At 70.5% G+C, this 21,634-nt stretch carries 17 protein-coding genes and 1 tRNA gene; 6 read left to right on the top strand and 12 right to left on the bottom strand.

Features of this window, described 5'->3' with window-relative positions; genetic code table 11:
- Window positions 1-6 precede the first annotated feature (6 nt).
- The 7 genes from ACFYRX_RS37455 to ACFYRX_RS37485 form a co-directional block, all read right to left on the bottom strand.
- A complete protein-coding gene (locus tag ACFYRX_RS37455) occupies window positions 7-522 on the bottom strand; it encodes a hypothetical protein (RefSeq protein WP_389109996.1) in 516 nt (171 codons plus the stop codon).
- A gap of 53 nt (window positions 523-575) precedes the next feature.
- Window positions 576-1,178 (bottom strand): aminoacyl-tRNA hydrolase, encoded by a 603-nt coding sequence (pth, locus tag ACFYRX_RS37460; RefSeq protein ID WP_389109998.1) that lies wholly within the window; start codon window positions 1,176-1,178, stop codon window positions 576-578.
- Window positions 1,179-1,251: 73 nt separating this feature from the next.
- The gene (locus ACFYRX_RS37465; protein WP_389110001.1) at window positions 1,252-1,842 is read right to left on the bottom strand and encodes a 50S ribosomal protein L25/general stress protein Ctc; all 591 of its coding nucleotides are present in this window, start codon (window positions 1,840-1,842) and stop codon (window positions 1,252-1,254) included.
- A 210-nt stretch (window positions 1,843-2,052) separates the two neighbouring features.
- On the bottom strand, window positions 2,053-3,033 hold the full coding sequence (locus ACFYRX_RS37470; protein WP_389110004.1) for a ribose-phosphate diphosphokinase: 981 nt from the start codon (window positions 3,031-3,033) through the stop codon (window positions 2,053-2,055).
- Window positions 3,034-3,165: 132 nt separating this feature from the next.
- Window positions 3,166-4,614 carry a bifunctional UDP-N-acetylglucosamine diphosphorylase/glucosamine-1-phosphate N-acetyltransferase GlmU gene (glmU, locus tag ACFYRX_RS37475; protein WP_389110007.1) on the bottom strand — a complete coding sequence of 483 codons (1,449 nt, stop codon included), beginning with the start codon at window positions 4,612-4,614 and terminating at the stop codon, window positions 3,166-3,168.
- A 114-nt stretch (window positions 4,615-4,728) separates the two neighbouring features.
- Window positions 4,729-4,799: transfer RNA gene (locus ACFYRX_RS37480), tRNA-Gln, on the bottom strand.
- An 11-nt stretch (window positions 4,800-4,810) separates the two neighbouring features.
- On the bottom strand, window positions 4,811-5,683 hold the full coding sequence (locus ACFYRX_RS37485) for a hypothetical protein (RefSeq protein ID WP_389110009.1): 873 nt from the start codon (window positions 5,681-5,683) through the stop codon (window positions 4,811-4,813).
- Between the two features lie 167 nt (window positions 5,684-5,850).
- Between ACFYRX_RS37485 and ACFYRX_RS37490 the strand changes: the two genes are divergently transcribed.
- The gene (locus ACFYRX_RS37490; RefSeq protein ID WP_389110012.1) at window positions 5,851-7,158 is read left to right on the top strand and encodes a sensor histidine kinase; all 1,308 of its coding nucleotides are present in this window, start codon (window positions 5,851-5,853) and stop codon (window positions 7,156-7,158) included.
- A 30-nt stretch (window positions 7,159-7,188) separates the two neighbouring features.
- Here ACFYRX_RS37490 and ACFYRX_RS37495 read toward each other — a convergent pair whose 3' ends face one another.
- Both ACFYRX_RS37495 and ACFYRX_RS37500 read right to left on the bottom strand, forming a co-directional pair.
- A complete protein-coding gene (locus ACFYRX_RS37495; protein ID WP_389110015.1) occupies window positions 7,189-7,683 on the bottom strand; it encodes an SUKH-3 domain-containing protein in 495 nt (164 codons plus the stop codon).
- Between the two features lie 84 nt (window positions 7,684-7,767).
- Entirely contained in the window at window positions 7,768-8,331 is a 564-nt protein-coding gene (locus tag ACFYRX_RS37500; RefSeq protein ID WP_389110018.1) for a YwqJ-related putative deaminase, read from the bottom strand.
- Between the two features lie 334 nt (window positions 8,332-8,665).
- Between ACFYRX_RS37500 and ACFYRX_RS37505 the strand changes: the two genes are divergently transcribed.
- From ACFYRX_RS37505 to ACFYRX_RS37515, 3 genes are all read left to right on the top strand, one after another.
- Window positions 8,666-9,679 carry an SMI1/KNR4 family protein gene (locus ACFYRX_RS37505; protein ID WP_389110021.1) on the top strand — a complete coding sequence of 338 codons (1,014 nt, stop codon included), beginning with the start codon at window positions 8,666-8,668 and terminating at the stop codon, window positions 9,677-9,679.
- An 8-nt stretch (window positions 9,680-9,687) separates the two neighbouring features.
- Window positions 9,688-12,255 (top strand): SUKH-4 family immunity protein, encoded by a 2,568-nt coding sequence (locus ACFYRX_RS37510; protein WP_389110023.1) that lies wholly within the window; start codon window positions 9,688-9,690, stop codon window positions 12,253-12,255.
- A gap of 238 nt (window positions 12,256-12,493) precedes the next feature.
- Window positions 12,494-13,378, top strand: a complete 885-nt coding sequence (locus ACFYRX_RS37515) for a cellulose-binding protein (protein ID WP_389110026.1) — start codon at window positions 12,494-12,496, stop codon at window positions 13,376-13,378.
- A gap of 112 nt (window positions 13,379-13,490) precedes the next feature.
- Here ACFYRX_RS37515 and ACFYRX_RS37520 read toward each other — a convergent pair whose 3' ends face one another.
- The 3 genes from ACFYRX_RS37520 to ACFYRX_RS37530 all read right to left on the bottom strand — a co-directional run bounded on the left by ACFYRX_RS37520 (window position 13,491) and on the right by ACFYRX_RS37530 (window position 17,608).
- On the bottom strand, window positions 13,491-15,098 hold the full coding sequence (locus ACFYRX_RS37520) for a cation acetate symporter (protein WP_389110029.1): 1,608 nt from the start codon (window positions 15,096-15,098) through the stop codon (window positions 13,491-13,493).
- Entirely contained in the window at window positions 15,095-15,499 is a 405-nt protein-coding gene (locus tag ACFYRX_RS37525) for a DUF485 domain-containing protein (protein ID WP_389110031.1), read from the bottom strand. The genes ACFYRX_RS37520 and ACFYRX_RS37525 overlap by 4 nt, the downstream gene beginning before the upstream one ends.
- A gap of 612 nt (window positions 15,500-16,111) precedes the next feature.
- Window positions 16,112-17,608, bottom strand: coding sequence for an MFS transporter (locus ACFYRX_RS37530; protein WP_389110034.1), 1,497 nt, complete (start codon window positions 17,606-17,608; stop codon window positions 16,112-16,114).
- A gap of 414 nt (window positions 17,609-18,022) precedes the next feature.
- On the opposite strand from ACFYRX_RS37530, the gene ACFYRX_RS37535 reads away from it, so the two are divergent.
- Both ACFYRX_RS37535 and ACFYRX_RS37540 read left to right on the top strand, forming a co-directional pair.
- Window positions 18,023-18,811, top strand: coding sequence for an ABC transporter ATP-binding protein (locus ACFYRX_RS37535; RefSeq protein ID WP_389110037.1), 789 nt, complete (start codon window positions 18,023-18,025; stop codon window positions 18,809-18,811).
- Window positions 18,808-21,387 (top strand): ABC transporter permease, encoded by a 2,580-nt coding sequence (locus tag ACFYRX_RS37540; protein WP_389110040.1) that lies wholly within the window; start codon window positions 18,808-18,810, stop codon window positions 21,385-21,387. Before ACFYRX_RS37535 ends, ACFYRX_RS37540 begins: the two co-directional genes overlap by 4 nt.
- The last annotated feature ends 247 nt before the right edge of the window (window positions 21,388-21,634 follow it).

Here is a 21,634-nt window from a genome sequence, read left to right on the forward strand (position 1 = left end):
ACCCGCTCAGATCACCACGAAAGCCGCCGTGAGCAGCGCGACCCCCGACCCCGCCATCACCCACGCCACCCCGTTCCTGCGCAGCCCGCCCGCCACCACCACCGACGCGAGAAGCAGCGCCCCGCCCATCGGCACCCACGCATACAGCACCCCGGCAGGCCCGGACCGCACGACATCGGCACTGCCGGGCTTCACGATCACCGTGTAGGTCCGCCCCTTCCGCACCGCCACCGTCTTCTCGATGACGGCCCGCTCCCGAGCCTCGGACCCGTGCGACAACGGCGTGTACGGCCCACTGCACACATCCTCCGCGCAGCTCGCCACCTCGATCGTGCCGCGCTCACGCCCCTTCGTCAGCATCACGTACTGCGCACTGCCCCAGGACGCCCACACCCCCGCGATCAGGATCAGCACCGCGACCGCGCCCATCGACGCGAGCCGCCCGAACCGCAACAGGACAGCCGAGGCCGGGCGGGAGGCTCTGCGGGAATGGGCGGCTGGGGCACGCATGGCCGGGATCATTGGCCATGGGCCCGCACGTGGTCAACTCCGGCCCCGCCCGCCGGGCGGACAAGTCAGGAGTTGTACGTGCTTTGCGCCCGCTCCAGCCCCTCGGCCACCAGAGCCTCCACCGCGTCCGCCGCCCGGTCCACGAAGAAGTCCAGCTCCTTGCGCTCACCCGACGAGAAGTCCTTCAGCACGAAGTCCGCGACCTGCATACGCCCCGGAGGACGCCCGATCCCGAACCGCACCCGGTGGTACTCCGCACCGAACGCCTTCGTCATCGACTTCAGCCCGTTGTGGCCGTTGTCCCCGCCACCCAGCTTCAGCCGCAGGACGCCGTAGTCGATGTCCAGCTCGTCATGGATCGCCACGACGTTCACGACCGGCACCTTGTAGAAGTCCCTCAGCGCGTTCACCGGCCCGCCCGACAGGTTCATGAACGACATCGGCTTCACCAGCACCACCCGCCGGCTCGCCGGACCCGGCGGACCGAACCGCCCCTCCACGACCTGCGCCTGCGCCTTCCCGGCCCGCTTGAACCGGCCCCCGACCCGCTCGGCCAGCAGATCGGCCACCATGAAACCCACGTTGTGCCGGTTGCCCGCGTACTCGGGCCCCGGATTGCCCAGGCCGACGATCAGCCAAGGGGCGGTGGCAGGGGTGGTCACGTCCATCTCTCCTCACGTGCAACAGCCGCCGCCCCCCGAAGGGAGCAGCGGCTGGAGCTTATACGGCGACTTCCGGGGCTCAGGCCTCGGCGGCCTCGTCGCCCTCGCCCTCGCCCGCGGCCTCCTCGGCCTGCGCGGCCAGGACCTGCAGGACGACGGTGTCCTCCTCCACGTCCAGCGTGGTGCCCTTCGGCAGGGTGATGTCCTTCGCGAGGATGGAGTCACCGGCGGTCAGGCCCGCGATGGAGACGGTGACCGACTCGGGGATGTGCGTGGCCTCGGCCACGACCGGAAGCGCGTTCAGGACGTGCTCCAGCAGGAAGGCACCCGGGGCCAGCTCGCCCTCGGTGTGCACGTAGATCTCGACGTTGACCTGCTCGCCGCGCTTCACCAGCTGCAGGTCGACGTGCTCCAGGAAGCCCTTGATCGGGTCACGCTGCACGGACTTCGGGATCGCCAGCTCGTTGGACTTGCCGTCGATGTCCAGGGAGATCAGGACGTTCGACGTACGCAGGGCGAGCTGCAGCTCGTGGCCCGGCAGGGTCAGGTGGATCGGGTCGGAACCGCGACCGTACAGAACACCGGGAACCTTGCTGTCACGGCGGATGCGGCGGGCGGCACCCTTGCCGAACTCGGAACGGGTCTCGGCGGAGATCTTGACCTCGGACATGTGGATCACTCCTCGTAGAACTGGGGACGGACGCGGTCACCCGGCCACGAACGGCCTGCTACGAAGAGCGCGTCGATAACGGACCGCCGTATCCCCTTCTCACGAAGCGGAACGGCCTCCCTCGCCGAGCAACTGGAGCAGTCTACTCGGAGGGGGAGGCCGTACCAAAAGGATCTTCAGCAGAACCCTTACTGCACTTCTGCCGCGCTTCTACTGCTCGTCGAAGAGGCTCGTCACCGAACCGTCCTCGAACACCTCACGCACCGCACTCGCGATCGTCGGCGCGATCGACAGAACCGTGATCTTGTCCAGATCCCGGCCCAGCTCACCCGGCGTCGGCAGGGTGTTCGTGAACACGAACTCACTCACCCGCGAGTTCTTCAGCCGGTCCGCGGCGGGGCCGGAGAGCACACCGTGCGTGGCGGTGACGATGACGTCCTCGGCGCCGTGCGCGAACAGGGCGTCCGCCGCCGCACAGATCGTGCCACCCGTGTCGATCATGTCGTCCACCAGGACACACACCCGACCCTTGACCTCACCCACGACCTCGTGGACGGTCACCTGGTTCGCCACGTCCTTGTCACGCCGCTTGTGCACGATCGCCAGCGGCGCACCCAGCCGGTCGCACCAACGGTCCGCGACCCGCACCCGGCCGGCGTCCGGGGACACGACCGTCAGCTTGCTCCGGTCCAGCTTCCCCTTCACGTAGTCCGCCAGCAGCGGAAGCGCGAAGAGATGATCCACCGGACCGTCGAAGAAGCCCTGGATCTGATCCGTGTGCAGATCCACGGTCAGGATCCGGTCCGCACCCGCCGTCTTCATCAGGTCCGCGATCAGCCGCGCCGAGATCGGCTCACGGCCACGGTGCTTCTTGTCCTGCCGCGCATAACCGTAGAACGGCACGATCACCGTGATCGAGCGGGCCGACGCCCGCTTCAGCGCGTCGATCATGATCAACTGCTCCATGATCCACTGATTGATCGGAGCCGTGTGGCTCTGGATCACAAAGCAGTCCGCACCGCGCGCCGACTCCTGGTAGCGGACGTAGATCTCACCGTTCGCGAAGTCGAAGGCCTTCGTCGGGACAACCCCGACACCCAACTGCTGGGCGACCTCCTCGGCAAGCTCGGGGTGGGCGCGGCCGGAGAAGAACATCATCTTCTTCTCGCCGGTCGTCTTGAACCCGGTCACAGCACTGTCTCCTCAGAGGTGTCTCAGCCGACCTCGACAGACCGCGCCGCTGGGCGCGACGGGCCATCTCGGCTGGTGGGGTGCGGGTGTGCACTTATCACGGTACGACGACTTCGGCGCACCTGTTTCCGGTCAGTCCTCGCTCGAGCCCTCCCGGGAAGCCGCCTCGGCAGCCCTCGCCGCGGCACTCCCCGGACGCTTCCGGGCCACCCAACCCTCGATATTCCGCTGCTGGCCACGGGCCACGGCCAACGAACCGGGCGGCACATCCTTCGTGATCACCGACCCCGCCGCGGTGTACGCACCGTCCCCGACCGTGACAGGAGCCACAAACATATTGTCCGAACCCGTCCGACAATGCGACCCGACCGTCGTGTGGTGCTTGTCCTGCCCGTCGTAATTCACGAACACGCTCGCAGCACCGATGTTCGTGAACTCGCCGATCGTCGCATCCCCGACATACGAGAGATGCGGGATCTTCGACCCCTCCCCGATGGACGCGTTCTTCGTCTCCACATACGTCCCGATCTTGCCCTTCGCGCCCAGCCGGGTACCCGGACGCAGATACGCGAACGGCCCCACGGACGCCGCCTCGCCGATGTGAGAGCTGTTGGCGACGGTGTTGTCGACCCGGGCGCCCGCCCCCACGTGAGTGTCCTTGAGCCGGCTGTTGGGACCCACCTCCGCGCCCGCACCGACATGCGTGGAGCCGTGCAACTGCGTACCCGGATGCACGACCGCGTCCTGACCGAACGTGACCGTCACATCCACCCACGTCGTCGCCGGATCGATCACGGTGACACCGGAGAGCATGGCGCGCGTCAGCAGCCGGTCGTTGAGGGTCCGCCGCGCCTCCGACAACTGCACCCGGTTGTTGATCCCGGCGATCTCACGATGATCACCGGCCACGCAGGCACCCACCCGATGACCGGCCTCGCGAAGAATCCCGAGAACATCCGTCAGGTACTCCTCACCCTGCGAGTTGTCCGTCCGCACCTTGCCCAGCGCATCCGCCAGCAACTGCCCGTCGAACGCGAACACCCCGGAGTTGATCTCCCGGATCGCCCGCTGCTCGGCACTCGCATCCTTGTGCTCGACGATCTCGGTCACCGCACCCGAGACACCGTCCCGCACAATCCGCCCGTACCCGGTCGCATCCGGCACCTCGGCACTCAGCACCGTCACCGCGTTGCCGTCCGCGGAATGCGTCGCGGCAAGGGAGTTGAGCGTCTCACCCGTCAGCAGGGGAGTGTCCCCGCACACGACCACCACGGTCCCGTCGACACGACCACCGAGCTCCTCCAGCGCCATCCGCACGGCATGCCCGGTGCCGTTCTGCTGCGCCTGCACGGCGGTTCGTACGTCGGCGTCCGTGGCGGCGAGATGCGCGGTGACCTTCTCGCGGGCGTGCCCCACGACCACGACGAGGTTCTCGGGGTCCAACTCACGGGCCGCGGCGAGCACATGACCCACCAGGGTCCGGCCGCACAGCTCATGCAGGACCTTGGGTGTGGCCGACTTCATACGGGTGCCCTCACCCGCTGCGAGAACAACGACGGCTGCCGGGCGAATGGCGCTCACGGGATGCCCTTCGGCTGTGGAGGGGGTGGGGTGACATCCGCAGGATACCGGGGCGTTTCCTGGGGGACATGAGAGCGGGCCCTGACAGTGCTGTCAGGGCCCGCTCGAGTAGGGCTCCCGGGGAAGGAATCGAACCCTCATTCAATGGACCAAAACCATTTGTCCTGCCGTTAGACGACCCGGGATGGTATGTGCTCTATGCCCGATTTCGGTGATCGGCCTCACGCACGGACACCACTATGCCGTACCAGGAGCCCTCGATGCGACGGTACAAGTCGGCACCCTTCAGGACTTTGATCACCAGGCAACCCCGGTATGAATCGCCGACATTCTTGCGCACCGTCTTGGGGTTGTGCTTCTTGACGGTCGTCTTGTTGAAGGCGGAGCGGTCGGCGCCAACCAGGTCGGCCCAGTACTGTTCCGCGCCTGCGATGTCTGCGGTTTCGTGAATCATCACGGCGAACCGGAGGCGTTCCCGCTCTACTTGCAGGAGGTCGAGCCAGGCCAGGAACACCTCGATCATGCCGGGGTCGCTGTTGATGAAGGCGACGATCTCCCGGCGGTCGTAGGGCTTGTCCTTGCCGCCCTCGGCCCAGTACAGGCCGACGCCGAGCAGGAAGAGTTCACGGTCGGACAACTCCCCGATCGCGTCTGCTGCGGCCGACTTGGTCCGTTGTCGTTCTTCGTTCCGAATGGCCAGCTCGTGCTCCCACCTCTTCCTGCCTGCCAGCCGAGCCTGCTCACTGAGGTCGCGTCGCTCCGGCTTCGGCAGGTCCCGTACCCACAGTGAGATCGAACTCTTCGAGCACCCCAGCTCCAGCTGGATCTGGTCGTACGTCCAGCCCCGGAGTCGTAGCTCCCTCGCCCTGTCCCGTAGGTCGTCCTTCGCGTTCGGGCGCTTGGTCCATTCCGGAGCCGGCTCGCCCTCCAGGAGCCGGTTGAGGATGTCGTTGTTGTCGATGTGCAGTCGGTCGCGGATCTGGCGTCGGCTGAGTCCCTGCCGCCGTAGCGCGACCGCCTGCCCCCGCAGCCCCTCGAAGTCCGCGTACTTGCCTTGTGGATGTGCCATGGGCATACCCTCCGGCCGGAATTCGGTCTTCCGGGATCGAACGGTGAGCGATTCGGCAGTTCGAGGGATATCGGGTGGTTTCGTGGTCGATCGGTCACTCGATGTGGTGTAGGCCAGTCGTCGAAAGTCACCGGAAATCCGGCGGGCGCCGAACGTAGGCTGGAGGCATGACCACGACGGGGGAAGACACCGCGACGGCTCAGACGGGGCCGTGGTGGTGGTCACGGTGGCGTAGTGCGGTGCTGGACGTCGGGCTGGCGTCGGCGTCCGCGGTGGAGTGTGCGTTCGAGGGAATCCGGTTCGCGGAGGACGCGGGGATCCCGATGGCCGCGGGGATCGTGTTCGGTGTGCTGGCGGGGTCCGTGCTGGTCGTCCGGCGGAAGTGGCCGATCGCCGTCGTTCTCGTCTCGATCGCGATCACGCCCGCCCAGATGGGCTATCTCATGGGCATCGTCGGCCTGTACACGCTCTCCGCGTCCGAGCTGCCGCGCCGGATCATCGGTTCGCTGGCGGGGATGTCGCTGGTCGGGATGCTGATCGTGATGTTCGTGCGGGTCCGGCAGGATCCGGGGCGGGCGAATCTGGACCTGGGGGACTGGTTCGTACCGTTCGTGTCGATCACGACCGCGATCGGGATGACCGCGCCGCCCCTGCTGCTCGGGCTGTACGTGGGGGCCCGGCGCCGGCTCATGGAGAGTCTGCGGGAGCGGGCCGACAGTCTCGAGCGGGAGCTTCAGCTGCTGGCCGAGCGGGCGGAGGAGCGGGCGGAGTGGGCGCGGAACGAGGAGCGGACCCGTATCGCCCGTGAGATGCACGATGTCGTCGCGCATCGGGTGAGCCTGATGGTGGTGCACGCGGCCGCGCTTCAGGCGGTGGCCCGGAAGGATCCGGAGAAGGCGGTGAAGAACGCGGCTCTGGTGGGGGACATGGGGCGGCAGGCGCTCACCGAACTGCGGGAGATGCTCGGGGTGTTGCGCAGCGGGGACGGGTTCGGGCGCCGGGAGCGGGCGGCGGTGCCGCTCGTCGCGGTGGGGGTGGCGGCGGCAGCGGCGGCCTCTCGGGTCGTGGAGGAGGCCGACGGGCCCTGTCTGGACGATCTGGACGTGTTGATCGGGCAGTCGGCCGCGGCGGGGATGGCGGTGGATCTGTCGGTGGAGGGTGAGGTGCGCACGTATGCCGCGGAGATCGAGCAGACGGCGTTCCGGGTGGTGCAGGAGGCGCTGACGAACGCGCACAAGCATGCGGCGGGGGCGAAGACGCACGTACGGCTCGCGCACCGGGTGTCGGAGATCGCGATGCAGGTGGAGAACGAGCCGCCGCCGGATGTTCCGTCGCCGGCGTCGGCGCGGTTGCCGTCGGGGGGCAACGGTCTGGTGGGGATGAAGGAGCGGGTCTCCGCGCTGGGCGGGGTGTTTGTGTCGGGGCCGACGGATGCGGGGGGTTTCCGGGTGTCGGCGGTGATTCCGGCGGCGTGAGGCTGTGGGGGGCCGTGGGTGCCGTTGGGTTCAGCCCGCGGTGAGGCGGGCCGGTTCGATGCCGGAGACGAGGCCGGCGAGGGCCTGGTCGATGTCGGGGCCGAGGTACCAGTCGCCGGTGTGGTCGAGGACGTAGACGCGGCCTTCGGTGTCGATGGCGATGAGGGCCTGGGTGTCGGTCTCGGCGCCGAGGGGGCAGACCTCGGTGTCGAGGGCGCGGCCGAGGTCGCCGAGGGTGCGGGCCATGTGGAGGCCGTGCAGGGGGTCGAGGTGGAGGTGGGCGGGGGCGACCTGGCGGCCGGGGCCGGTGGGGGTCAGGTGCAGTCCGCCGAACTCGGCCCAGGCTTCGACGGCGGCGGGGAACACGGCGTGCCGGTGTCCGGCGGGTGAGGTGTGTTCGCGTAGGGCGTCGGCCCAGATCTCGGCCTGCTTTATGTCCCAGCGTCCGGGTTGCCAGCCGGCGGTGCGCAGGGCGGCGTCCACGGGGGCGGGGAAGCGGGTGCTGTTGGTGCGGTCGGGGTGCATCTGCCCTTCGCGTTCGTCGAGGTCATGGGTGGGCGCCGGGGTGTGCGTGGGCGCCGTCGTACGGGTCCTGCGGGGTGGGGGGTGTCAGCCGCCGTCCTGCGCGGGGTCGACGATGCGTACGCCGAAGTGGGCGCTGAGGGCGGTGCAGGCGCGGCAGGGTGGGGCGAAGCTGCCGTGGAGCGGGTCGCCGTCCTCGCGGATGCGGCGGGCGGTGAGTTTGGCCTGCTTGAGGGCGCGGCGGGCCTCGCCGTTGGTCATGGGCTTGCGGGCGGCGCGCCTGGTGCGGGCGTCGTCGGCGGCGGTGATGTGCCGGGATATGAGCATGGTCTCGGCGCAGCGGCCGGTGAAGCGGTCGCGTCGGTCGCTGCCGAGGCTGTCGAGGAAGTCCTGGACGAGGGGGTGGAGCGGTGGGGCCAGGTCGCCGCGGGCGGCGGTGGAGGTGAGGGTGGCGCCGCGGACCGAGAGGGCGGCGGCGACGGTGGGGAGTATGCCGTCGCGGCGGTGCCGCAGGGCGGGTGCGTGGGGTCTCTCCGCGCTGCTCCAGCCGATGCGTGGGTCGCCGCCAGGGCCGGTGTGCGGGCTGCCGTCGGTGGCGCTCGTCGTGCCGGTGTGCGGTCCTTGGCGCGGTCCCGTCTGCGTCGTGTTCATGATCGTCTTCCCCTCCCGTGCATCCCCCCGGATGTCACAGACTGCCAAACGGCGTGCCTGGTGCGGTAGCTGGGGCCGTGCGACACGCCCGGGTTTGGGCTGGCTGTCACGGCGGGGTGACGGCTGGTCACGGAAGCGGAGGGGGGCTGGCCGGTGCCCGGTGACCGGTGTCGTCGTACCGCATAGGCTGTCGGCACCGCGATCCAAGTGGTTGCCGCGATGCGCGCGGTTGACGCGTGGAGACGGACGAGACAGTCGATACGGCGTGTGGTGGCCCGCTTTCGCGGAAGGGGTCGCCGTGGGCCGTACCAGAGCGCCGCAGGGGGCTTTCGCCATGACGACAGGTCGGCTCGGGGTGGGGGCTCCGCCCAGCCGCCAGGCCGGGGAGCAGGCTGCGCCGCCGAACGCGGCCTATGCCGGGCAGGTCGTGCATTTCCCGGATCCGGTCCGGGCCGCGCGTCATCCCAGAGGGGTGCGGGTGGACGAGCGTGGCTATCCGGACTTCTCGCCCTATGCGCGTGCCGCGGCGGAGATCGCCGAGCCGCCGGAGGGTTTCGGGGTCGACGAACTGCGGCTGACGGACTATGTGTCGGCGAACGCGGCGTTGTCGGCGACCGGTCACGAGTTGTGGGACACGGTGCCGGCGGTGGCGACGCCGCACGGCTGGACGTGGCATCACGTGGTCGGGACGCGGCGGCTGGAGCTGGTGCCGGTCGAGGTGAAGGCGCTGCTGCGGCACCACGGTGGGATCTCCACGACACGTGTCGACCAGAACAAGCGGGGGACGCGGCCGTTGCAGGAGACACGGCCGGCGCATTTCGGGCTGCCGAAGTCGGCTGTCGCGGTGACCGAGTCGCAGGTGCTGGGGGTCGAGGAGGATCTCGGGTACCGGCTGCCGGGTGCGTACCGGTCGTTCCTGAAGGCGGCGGGCGGGTCGGCGCCGGTGGGGGCGGCTCTGGACGCCGAGTTGGGGCTCCTGGTGGATCAGCCGTTCTTCACGGTGCGGGACGAGGCGGCGGTCAATGACCTGGTGTACGCCAACAAGTGTCTGCGGGACCATCTGACGAAGGACTATCTCGGCGTCGGTTTCGTCCAGGGCGGTCTGCTGGCCGTGAAGGTGAGGGGCGAGGGGGCCGGTTCGGTGTGGTTCTGCGCGTACGACGACGCGCGCGATGTCGATCCGACGCTGCCGCCCGCCGAGCGGGTGGGACGTCTGTTGCTGCCCTGTGGGGCGGACTTCGACGTGTTCCTGTCCCGACTGGCCGGTAATCCGCCGGAGTTGGAGACGGTGGCGAACCTGATGGTGGACGGCGGGTTCGCGCGGTCCGTTCCGGTGGCTGGGGAGTGAACTGACCGATGGTGACGTTCGCGCAGGCGCAGGAGCGCGCGGAAGAGTGGATCAACGGGGATGTGCCGTCGTATCAGCATCGTGAGGTGCGGGTGCGGGAGTTCGGCCTCGGGTTCGTGGTGTGGGCCGAGGATCGTGCGGAGGGGCCGCGGTCGGACGGGGGTGCGCAGCGGCTGGTGATCGCCCGGGACAGCGGGGAGGCCACGCTGTGGCCGTCGTTGCCGGTGGGTGAGGTGATCCGCCGTTATGAGGAGGAGTACGGGCGCGAGGACGGGGTCGAGGACGTGGGGCCGGGGGGTGCGGCCGCGGCGGCTCGGGTCGATCTGAACCAGACGTCGTTTCTTCTGTCTCCGCCGGAGTGGTTGCAGGACGCGGCGGACAAGTTGGGTATCGGCGGGGCGGGGGCGGGGGCGGAGGCCGGGGGTGGCTCCGGTGCCGACGGTGATTCGGCCGGCGGAGACTCGGCCGGCGGTGCCGAGGTGCCTGCCGTGGCGAGGCCGTGGACCGGGACCGACACCAACGGGGGTGAGGACCTCTCCGTGGCGTTGCCGGAGACGGTGTTCTCGCCGCCGCTGAACGAGACGGGCGATGCGGCGGAGGAGCCCGCGCCGGGCTCGGAGATCACCGACTCCAGGACCGCGCGGATCTCGGCAGCACGGAGCGACGCCGGGTCGGGTGTGGCTGGGGTTGTGCCGCCGTCGGCTCCGGCGCCGGGCGGGTCGTCGTACGGGTATCCGCAGGGGCCCCTGGTGTCGGGTGGGCCTGGTGCGGGTGGGACGGGTGGGTCGGGTGTGCCTGGGGCTGTCCCGCCGTCGGCTCCGGCGCCGGGCGGACCGTCGTACGGGTATCCGCAAGGGGTCGGTGGTGGGGCGGGGGCGCCTCGGCCGGGAGGTCCCGGGGGGCATGGTGCTTCGGCGCCGCCACCGCCGCCGCCCGTGCCGAGTGCCGGGGACATCGCCGATGTCGCCACCAGCAGGCTGGCGCCTCCGTCGCGGGGCGGGCCGGCCGGGGGTTCGACCCCGCCGCCTCCTCCCGCCGCCCCGGGAGCGCCGGGCGCGTGGCAGGGGAGCAGTCCGACTCCGCCGCCCGGCCCCGGTGCGACGGGGGGCGGTTATGTGCCCACGCAGTTCGTGTCGGCACCGGGAGCCGAGGGGACCGTGAGTCCGGGGACGCCGCAGCCTCCGGCCGCGCCGTCGGCTCCCCGCCCTGCCCCTGCCCCTGTCGCGGCTCCGCCCGGGGCTCCGGGTATGCCGCATCCGCCGGGCCCACCGGGGTTTCCGGGCGCGCCGGGCGCGTCTGGTGCGCCGCAGTCGTCCGGAGGCCCCGGCGCGCCGCAGCCTCCTGGCGTTCCCGGTGCTCCGGGGGCCGCGGGCGGGGCCGTGCATCACGCGGAGACCATGCTGTCCGCGCCCCCGGTGGGCGGGCCCGGTGTGCCTCCGCCGCCGCAGGCTCCCGGCGCACCGGGAACCGGGACCGCCCCGATGCCGCCCCCGCCTCCTGGCGCCGTACCGTCTCCGGGCCCGGTCCCTCCGCCCGGGCAGCCGGTGCCGGGACAGACCGTGTCGGGGCCGCCCCCGGCCTACGGCTATCCGCAGCCGTCCCAGCCCACCGTCGGCCCCGGCTACCAGGCCGTCCTTCGCTACCGTGCGCAGGACGGGTCGGAGCAGCAGTTGATCCGGCGGTCGGCGCCGGGGACGCCGCACCCGGAGTGGCAGATCTTCCATGAGCTGCGGGGCATGAACGTGCCGCCGGACCAGGTGCTGGAGCTGCACACCGAGTTGGAGTCGTGCGAGCTGCCGGGTGCGTACTGTGCGCGGATGATCCGGGAGCAGTGGCCGCAGGCGCGGCTCGCGAGCATCGCGCCGTACGGGACGGATCACGCGAGCCGTCAGCAGGGTATGCATCAACTGTTGGCGCACCAGGGCGAGTTGCACCAGGTGGCCGACGGGCCGGCGCGTCCGGCGCCGGTGCGCATGCCGCTGCCTCCGGTGCAGGCCGCGCCGCCGGTTCCGCCGGAGGGTGTGGCGCAGGAGCTGGCGGGGGCGTTCGGTCCTGGCATCTTCCGGTTCGAGCAGGCCGCGGTGTCCCGGCAGGGCGTGCCGCCGGTCGTGGCGCACTCGCTGGTGGTGGCGGGACTGCCGTTGGACATGGGCCCGTTCTTCTGGGCGCAGGCCCAGCCGGGGCGGCCGGTGCCGACGCTGGCGGAGCTGGCGGCCGAGCGCGGGGTGCAGCCGGCCTCGGACGCGGGTTCCTACCTCGTCATGGGCAGCGACTTCGGCAAGGCGGTCTGCGTGCAGTACGGGACGGCGAACATCGTCGCCGTACCCGTGGAGGCGGGGCCGGGCGGTGGGCCCGTACCGCCGCAGTTCGTCAACACGGGGCTGCCCGAGTTCCAGCGCTGTCTGGCGTTGCTCGGCCGGATGTGGCGGCTTCGCTTCGGTCTGAACCAGGAGCAGGCGGGGCGCTGGACGGTGGACTTCCAGGCCCAGTTGGCCTCGCTCGATCCGGCCGCGCTGGGTTCGCCGGAGAGCTGGTGGTCGGTACTGCTCGAACAGATGTGGGACGGGCTGCTGTGACGCCCCGCCGCTGATACATGCGCGTGTGTGGAGGGCCGGGCCGGGTCGTGGAGACCGGTCCCGGTCCCGGCCCTTGCGCGTGCGCACGACGGCGACGGCGACGGCCGCGGTGAACGTGGTGCCCGTGACCCCTACGCGGAGTGTCGCGTTATGAACATTTCCGTCCGATACATCAAGATGTGCGCGAAATCATCATTTCGCGTCCGTTCGTGTTGTTTCGGCGGAGAGGGATTCCAGGATGAGCAGCGCACCGGTGTCGCCCCGGGGGTTCGTGGCCGTACGGGGGCGCGGTTACCGCCCGGAACAGGTCGACGCGTACGCCGCCGCCCTGTCCCGGAACCGCGACGCCGCCTGGGAACGGGCCGCCCGGCTCACGGTGCTCGCCAGGGAGATGGAGGCGGAGGCGGTCCGGCTGCGGGAGGTCGTGGCGGCGCTGGCTCCGCAGTCGTACGAGACGCTCGGCGAGCGCGCGCGGCGGCTGTTCGAGCTGGGACAGGAGGAGGCCGCGGCCGTCCGTGAGGGCGCCCGGCAGGAGGTGCGGCGACTGGCGGACGAGGCGCGTGCGGACGGCGTACGGGATGCCGCGCAGGCGCACGCCGACGCGGTGCGCGCCGAGGCCGACGAACGCGCCTGCCATCGACTGCTCGCCGCACGCGCCGAGGCCGACGAGATCCGTGTCGCAGCCCGGCGTGAAGTGAAAGAAGGGCGCGGGGAGGCGCTCGCCGCACTGCGCGAGGTACGCCGGCGCACCGTCGGGATGCTCGCCGAGCAGGCCAAGGAGCATGCGGAGCGCTGGGCCGAGGTGGAGCGGGCCGAGGAGAAGCGGGCGGCCGAGGCGGACGCGCGGGACGCCGAGCGGGTGCGGCGGGCAGAGGCGGCGCTGGCGGAGGCCGAGCGGGGCTTCGCGGAGGCGGAGGCGTCCGTGGTTCGGGGCGAGGAGGAGGCACACGCGCGTGCCGCGGAGATCCTCGCGGAGGCACGGGCCCGTGCGGAGCGGATCGCCCGGGAGACGGAGCGGGTGCTGCGGGAGCACGGGGAACGGTGGGACGACGTACAGGCCCAGATGGACCACGTACGCAGCAGCCTGACGGCCCTCACGGGGAGGGCGACACCGTCGGAGTGACGTGGCGGCGCGGGGGAGCAGGGGCGACTGAACCCACTCAAGGGGCGCGGGGAACTGCGCGACCGGCCCCCACCGGCCCGCGCCCGACAACGGCCCCCGCCCCACCCCCACGTCACCCCTTCCGTACGGCCCCCGCCAGAATCCACCCCTCCACCGCTTCGTACTGCCTGCGCTGCTCGTCCGACTTCCGCCGCCCGGAGACCACCGTCCCCAGCCAGCCGAAGGCGAAGCCCGCCGGGATCGAGATCAGCCCCGTGGTCGTGAACGGCAGCCAGTTGAAGTCGGCTTCGGGAAACGCGGACAGCGGTGACCCGGAGACGAGATTGGTGCCCGGCATCAGCAGCAGCACCGTGAGCGTGCCGCCGATCAGCGTGCAGAGCAGTCCCGTGCGGGTGTAGCGCCGCCAGAAGAGGCCGTAGATGAGGGCGGGGGCGATGGCCGACGCGCCGACGCAGAAGGACAGGATCACCAGCGGCTGCAGGCTCCGGTGCTGGATGAGCGTCGCGAGGAGGATCGTGGGGACGCCGACGGCCAGCGCGGACACCCGGGCCAGCAGGATCTCGCGGCGCGGTGACATCGACGGGGTCCGCGCCGCGAACACGTCGTGGGCGAGGGAGTTCGCGCAGGCGAGGATCATGCCGGCGACGGAGGCGAGGAGGGTGAGGAAGAGGGCCGTGGTGACCGTGGTGAACAGAAGGGTCTCCCCGGTCGACACCTGCGGTCCGAACGCCGCCCGCGACCCCAGCAGATACGCCGTGTTGCCCCGCGGATCCGCCTGTGCGATCGCCGCGCGCCCGACCAGCGCCGTCGCCCCGACCCCGACGACCGTGATGACCAGGACGAACACGGCCACGGCCGACACCGCCCAGGACATCGAACGCCGCACCTGACGGGCGCTGGAGGCGGTGTACATGCGCATGGTCACGTGCGGCAGACAGGCGCCGCCGATGACGACGGCGAGTTGCGAGGTGATCATGTCGACGCGCGGATACGGCCCGCCCGCGAACTCCAGTCCCGAGGTCAGGAAGTCCTGCCCCACCCCGCTCTGCCGGGCCGCGGTGCCGAACAGCGCACCCGGGTCCCAGGAGAACCGGTGCATGACCAGTACGGCGACCACGGCGCCCGACCCGAGCAGCATGACCATCTTCAGGATCTGGATGAGCGCGGTGCCCTTCATTCCGCCGATGGCCGCGTAACTGATCATCAGCAGGCCGAGACCGATGATGAAGCCCGTCTTCAGCGATTCGCCGGAGAACCCCAGGATGAACGCCAGGAGTTGGCCGGCCCCGGCGAGTTGCACCAGCATCAGCGGCAGCAGCGCGGCGAGGGTGACCAGGCACGCGGCGATCCGCACGGCACGCCCGGGCATGCGGCGTGCGAGGGCGTCCCCCATGGTGAACCGGCCCGCGTTGCGCAGCGGTTCGGCCAGCAGGAACATCAGCAGCATCAGCGACAGGGCGGTGCTCAGGGCGAGAACGACGCCGTCGTAGCCGCAGAGCGCGATGACCCCGCCGGTGCCGAGGACGGTCGCGGCGGAGATGTAGTCGCCCGCGATGGCGAGGCCGTTGCGCACGGGGGACAGGGAGTTGTAGCCGGTGTAGAACTCGTCGAGGTCGTCGCCGTCCGGGCCGGTCATCACGCACAGCAGGAGGGTGAGGGTGGCGACGGCGGAGAACGCCACCAGGCTCATCGCCTGCGCGGAGTCGCTGAACCCGCTCATCGCGCCCCCGCCCCTCGCCTGGCGTCGACCTCGGACTGCTTGCGGATGCGGTCGGCGAGCGGGTCGACGTAGCGGCGCGCGGTGTGCTCGTACACGGCGATCGCCAGCCAGGTGACGGGCAGTTGGAGCAGGGCGAGGAGCAGTCCTGTGGGCAGCCCGTCGGTGCCGCCGCTCGCCATGAAGGACGGGGCGTACGCCGACAGCACCAGGAAGAGCGTGAAGTAGCCGAGTGCGGTGAACGTGGCCGTGCGCCGTTGCCAGCGGTACGCGCTGCGCAGGATCCGCAGGTCGCTGTGGTGGCCGATCGGGGGGCGGTGACGCGGGGCGCGCCTGACCGGTTCGGCCGGTTCGGGCGGCTGCCAGGGGTAGGTGGGATACGGCTGGGAGCGGTCGTACGACATCCCGGTGCTCCTTGGACGGGTGAGCGGAGCCCCGCACGTTACCCGCCGGTTCGGAGTTGTCCACCCCTTTCACCAAACTGATCGGTCGGTATGCGCTTACTTCGCTGACCTGCGGTGTTACCCCCGTTAACTCGGACTTTTGAGCGCGCCGGAGTGTGTGCGGGTGCGTACGTGGGGTGCATGGAACGAATCCGCCCACCCTGTTCCCGGTCCCTACAAGGCGGCGATCACCGCACTCCTGCTGTTCGGCACCGTGGGGTTCGTGCTTGTCGAGATGGTCTGCTGTCCCGCTGTCCCGCTGACCCGCTGACACTGGAGGGGGTGCTGCGGGCCGCGGAGGCCGCCTGGCACTGACCGCCTCGACGCACCACCCGCGGCCGTCGCCCGACTGCCGCGCCGTCGTGGCCGGTCGCGCAGTTCCCCGCGCCCCTGGGAAGGCGCCGCCGGTCACGAATGCCAGCCGGTACCGAGTGCACCCCACCCGCGGCCGTCGTCCAGCTGCCGCGCCATCGTGGCCGGTCGCGCAGTTCCCCGCGCCTCTGGGAAGGCGCCGCCGGTCACGAATGCCGGCCGACGCCGAGTGCACCCCACCCGCGGCCGTCGCGCCTGCGCTCACCGTTCCTCGAGCACCGGGAACCTCCGCGGTGCCAGCAGCAACAACGCCATGAAGGCCAGGGCCGCCGCGCACCCCGCGCCCACGTACACCGCGTGCACCGCGTCCGCGATGGCCGCGCGGGTCGCCTCCGGGGCCGTACCGGCGTCCAACGCGCGCGTGACGGAGTCGAGGTCGCCGGCGCCGCCCAGGCGGGAGGCGAGGACGCCGTTGGCCACCGCGCCGAAGACCGCCGCGCCGACCGTCTGGCCGGTCTGGCGGCAGAAGAGGACGGACGCGGTCGTGGTGCCGCGTTCCGCCCAGCCGACCGTCGACTGCACCCCGACGATCAACGGGAGCTGGAACAGGCCGAGTGCGCCGCCCAGGAGCAGCATCAGCAGGGTCGGCTGCCAGGCCGCGCCCGGGTAGGGGAGGAAGGGGAAGGCGAACAGGATCAGGGTCGCCGTACCGATGCCCAGCATCGCCGTGTTGCGGAAGCCGATGCGCCGGTACACGTGCTGGCTCAGCGCCGCCGACACCGGCCAGCTCAACGTCCATACGGACAGCACGAATCCGGCGGCGACCGGGGTGAGGCCGAGCACCGACTGGGCGTACGTCGGCAGGAAGACCGTGGGGGCCACCATGAGGAGTCCCAGGGCGCCGAGGGCCAGGTTCACCGCGGCGATCGTGCGGCGGCGCCACACCCAGCCGGGGATGATCGGCTCGGCCGCCCGGCGCTCCACCAGGACCACGACGGCCACCAGGGCGAGTCCCGTACCGAACAGGGCCAGTGACGGCCCCGACAGCCATGCCCACGCCACCCCGCCCTGGACGAGCGCCGTCAGCAGCACACCCCCGCAGGCGAACACCGCGAGGGCGCCCGCCCAGTCGACACGCGCGCGTGTGCGCGACGCGCGTCCGGGCTCGTGCAGGTGACGGACGATCAGCCACAACGCGACCACGCCGACCGGCAGGTTGACCAGGAAGATCCACCGCCAGTCCGCGTATGCCGCGAGGACCCCGCCGACTCCCGGCCCCGCGACCGCCGCCACCGCCCACACCGTGGACAGCTTGGCCTGGATCTTCGGTCGCTCCTCAAGCGGGTACAGGTCGGCGGCGAGCGTCTGGACCGTGCCCTGAAGAGCCCCGCCGCCGAGCCCCTGCACGATCCGGAAGGCGATCAGCGCGCCCATGTTCCACGCCACCGCGCACAGCAGGGACCCGAGCAGGAACACCGCCGTGCCCGCGATCAGCACCGGCTTGCGTCCGAAGGTGTCGGACAGCTTGCCGTACAACGGCAGCGTCACCGTCACGGCCAGCAGATAGCCGGAGAACAGCCAGGAGAAGACCGAGAAGCCGCCCAGGTCGCCGACGATCTGCGGGACCGCTGTGGAGACGATGGTGGCGTCGAGGGCCGCCAGTGCCATCGCGAGCATCAGGGCCGCTACGACAGCCCCGCGCCGGTTCGTGGAGACGCGCTGCCCGGACTCCCGTATCGCCGGCCTCGTGTCGCCCACGCGGATTCCTTCCCCCTGCATCTATCTGCCGGAGACCACTCTCCCACTTGCCCCTCACGTGGCGGCAGGGTGCAGGCTGACTGCGCCGGAGGGTGGAGCCGGACCCCTAGATCGCCTCCACCTGTCGGTGGACTGCCCCTAGGGGTACCTCCGTACAAGGGCTCGGGGCGGGTTCGTACCGCCGGAGGACGAGAAGGGGCACGGTCCGTCCTTAACCTGGCTTTACGCCGCTGGGGAGCGGTGGGAGGGGAAGGACCGGAGCCGCGGGGGTGGGGTTTTCCCCCGTAGAAGAGGGTGCTGAGCACCAGCGCGCCGGCCCGCCTCGCGGGACCAGACTGAACGCCGTAACCAAGCACCGAACCGATCGCCCTGCTGATCGGCTGTCTATTCGCTGACCGATATAGGAGACATACCGTGACATCGGCTGTGACCATCACCAGGCACGGGGGCACTGGAGGGCGTACGGCCGTTGCCGCGCGAGCGCGACAGGTCGTCAAGGCGTACGGGTCCGGTGAGACCCGCGTCGTCGCCCTCGACCATGTGGACGTGGACATCGCTCGCGGTCAGTTCACCGCGATCATGGGCCCCTCCGGGTCCGGCAAGTCCACCCTCATGCACTGCCTCGCCGGGCTCGACACCGTGACCAGTGGTCAGATCCACCTGGACGACACCGAGATCACCGGCCTGAAGGACAAGAAGCTCACGCGACTGCGCCGGGATCGCGTCGGGTTCATCTTCCAGGCGTTCAACCTGCTTCCGACGCTCAACGCCCTCGAGAACATCACGCTGCCCATGGACATCGCCGGGCGCAAGCCCGACAAGCAGTGGCTGGCACGCGTGGTGGACACGGTCGGCCTGTCCGACCGGCTCAAGCACCGGCCCACCCAGCTCTCAGGCGGCCAGCAGCAGCGCGTCGCCGTGGCCCGCGCCCTGGCCGCCCGGCCCGAGATCATCTTCGGTGACGAGCCGACCGGAAACCTCGACTCGCGCGCGGGTGCCGAAGTGCTGGGCTTCCTGCGCCGCTCCGTCGACGAGCTGGGGCAGACCATCGTCATCGTCACGCACGACCCGGTGGCCGCCTCCTACGCGGACCGGGTGCTGTACCTCGCCGACGGCCGGATCGTCGACGAGATGTACAAGCCGACCGCCGAGGCCGTCCTGGACCGCATGAAGGACTTCGACGCCCGGGGGCGTACGTCATGACCGTCATGAAGACCTCCAGGCGCAACTTCTTCGCGCACAAGGGACGCATGGCCCTGTCGGCCGTGGCCGTCATGCTGTCGGTGGCCTTCGTGTGCGGGACGCTGGTGTTCACGGACACCATGTCCACCACGTTCGACAAGCTGTTCGCGGCCACCTCCTCGGACGTCACGGTGAGCGCCAAGGGCGCCTCCGACAGCGGCGAGACGACCTCCGACAACGGCAGGCCGCCGGTCATGCCGGCCGCCGTTGTGGACGAGGTACGCAAGGCGCAGGGCGTGAAGACGGCGGAGGGGACCGTCTTCTCGACCTCGGTGACCGTGGTGGACGCCGACAAGGACAGCCTCTCGCCGTCCGGCGGCGGCCCGACCATCGTCGGCAGCTGGAACGGCAACGACGCCCGCACCATGAAGGTGACCTCCGGTGCGGTGCCGACGAACCCCGGTCAGGTCATGGTCGACAAGGACACCGTCGACAAGCACCACCTGAAGCTCGGTGACGAGATCGGCGTGATCAGCGCGGTCGGCACACACACCGCGAAGATCTCCGGTATCGCCGCCTTCCAGGTCACCAACCCCGGTGCCGCGATCTTCTACCTGGACAGCAAGACGGCCCAGGAGACGCTGGTCGGCAGGACGGGCGTGTTCACGAACGTCAACGTCACGGCGGCATCCGGTGTCACCGACGACCAGTTGAAGAAGAACGTCGCCGCCGAGATCGGCGGCGGCTACAAGGTGCAGACGGCCAAGGAGACCGCCGACGCCAACCAGAAGGACGTCGAGGGCTTCATGAACGTCATGAAGTACGCGATGCTCGGCTTCGCCGGGATCGCCTTCCTCGTCGGCATCTTCCTGATCATCAACACCTTCTCGATGCTGGTCGCGCAGCGCACCCGCGAGATCGGCCTGATGCGGGCCATCGGTTCCTCGCGCAAGCAGGTCAACGGCTCCGTACTCGTCGAGGCGCTCCTGCTGGGCGTGTTCGGGTCGGTCCTCGGGGTGGGCGCCGGTGTCGGGCTCGCGGTCGGGCTGATGAAGCTCATGGGCTCCATGGGCATGCACCTGTCGACCAGTGACCTCACGGTCGCCTGGACGACCCCGGTGGTCGGCCTGATCCTCGGTGTGGTCGTCACCGTCCTGGCCGCCTGGCTGCCGGCCCGCCGCGCGGGCAAGGTCTCGCCCATGGCCGCCCTCCGCGACGCGGGCGCCCCTGCCGACGCCAGGGCGGGCCGGGTACGTGCCCTGCTGGGCACACTCCTGACCGGTGGCGGCGCCGGCGCGCTCTACCTGGCCGCCACCGCCGACAAGGCCAAGGAGGGCTCCCTCTGGCTCGCCCTCGGCGTGGTGCTTTCCCTGATCGGCTTCGTCGTGATCGGCCCGCTCCTCGCGGGCGGCGCGGTGCGCGTCCTCGGAGCGGTCGTCCTGCGGGTGTTCGGCCCCGTCGGCCGCATGGCCGAGCGCAACGCCCTGCGCAACCCGCGCCGTACGGGAGCCACGGGCGCCGCCCTGATGATCGGCCTCGCGCTGGTGGCCTGTCTGTCGGTCGTCGGCTCGTCCATGGTCGCCTCGGCCACGGACGAACTCGACAAGACAGTAGGTACGGACTTCATCATCCAGTCCGACAGCGGACAGATGGTCACGCCGGCGGCCGTGAAGGCCGTGAAGGACACACCCGGGCTCGAGCAGATCACCGAGTACAGGACGACGGAGGCCGACTACACGACCCCCGACGGCAAGACGCTCAAGGACACCGACATCACGGCGGCCGACCCGACGTACGCGACCGTCCTGCAGACCAAGACGGTCGCCGGGAAGCTCGCCGACGCCTACAAGCCCGACTCGATGTCCGTGCACGACAAGTTCGCCAAGGCGCACGGCATCCACCTCGGGTCGAAGATCAGGATCGCCTTCAAGGACGGCGCGACCGCCAACCTGACGGTGCGGGCCATCACGAGCAGCGAGGGGCTCATCGACGCGGGCTCGAAGTACATCTCCACGGCCACCCTCGCCAAGTACGTGCCGGCCGACAAGATGCCGCTCGACCAGCTGGTCTTCGCCAACGCCAAGGACGGGCAGACGGACGCCGCGTACAAGTCCCTGAAGGCGTCGCTGCACGACTACCCGCAGTACACCGTGCGCGACCAGACCGACTACAAGGAGGCGTTCAAGGACCAGATCGGCCAGCTCCTGAACATGATCTACGGCCTGCTGGCCCTCGCGATCATCGTCGCGATCCTCGGTGTCGTGAACACCCTGGCGCTCTCGGTGGTCGAGCGGACCCGGGAGATCGGCCTCATGCGGGCCATCGGCCTCTCGCGGCGCCAGCTGCGGCGGATGATCCGCCTGGAGTCGGTGGTGATCGCACTCTTCGGTGCCCTGCTCGGCCTGGGGCTCGGCATGGGCTGGGGCGCGACCGCCCAGAAGCTCCTCGCCCTGCAGGGCCTGAAGATCCTGGAGATCCCCTGGCCGACCATCATCGCGGTCTTCGTCGGCTCGGCCTTCGTGGGCCTGTTCGCCGCCCTGATCCCGGCGTTCCGGGCGGGCCGGATGAACGTCCTGAACGCGATCGCGACCGAATAGCCACCACAGACGGGGGAACGGGCCCGGCGCCGAGGAGTCACGGGGGACTCCTCGGCGCCGGGTTCGCGCTTTCAGCCCGTCCGGCGTTTGAGGACGAGGCCCTTCGGGCCGACGGGGGTCTGGGGGCGAAGCCCCCAGAACCGGGGTCGAAGGGGCAGCGCCCCTGGGGACGGGACGGGTAGGGGCGGCGGGGGCGAGAAAACCACAAGGCCCGCCCCCGCACCCACCCTGTGGAAAACGGACCCCG

This window comes from Streptomyces sp. NPDC005374 (genome assembly GCF_042872225.1).
Classification (GTDB): domain Bacteria; phylum Actinomycetota; class Actinomycetes; order Streptomycetales; family Streptomycetaceae; genus Streptomyces.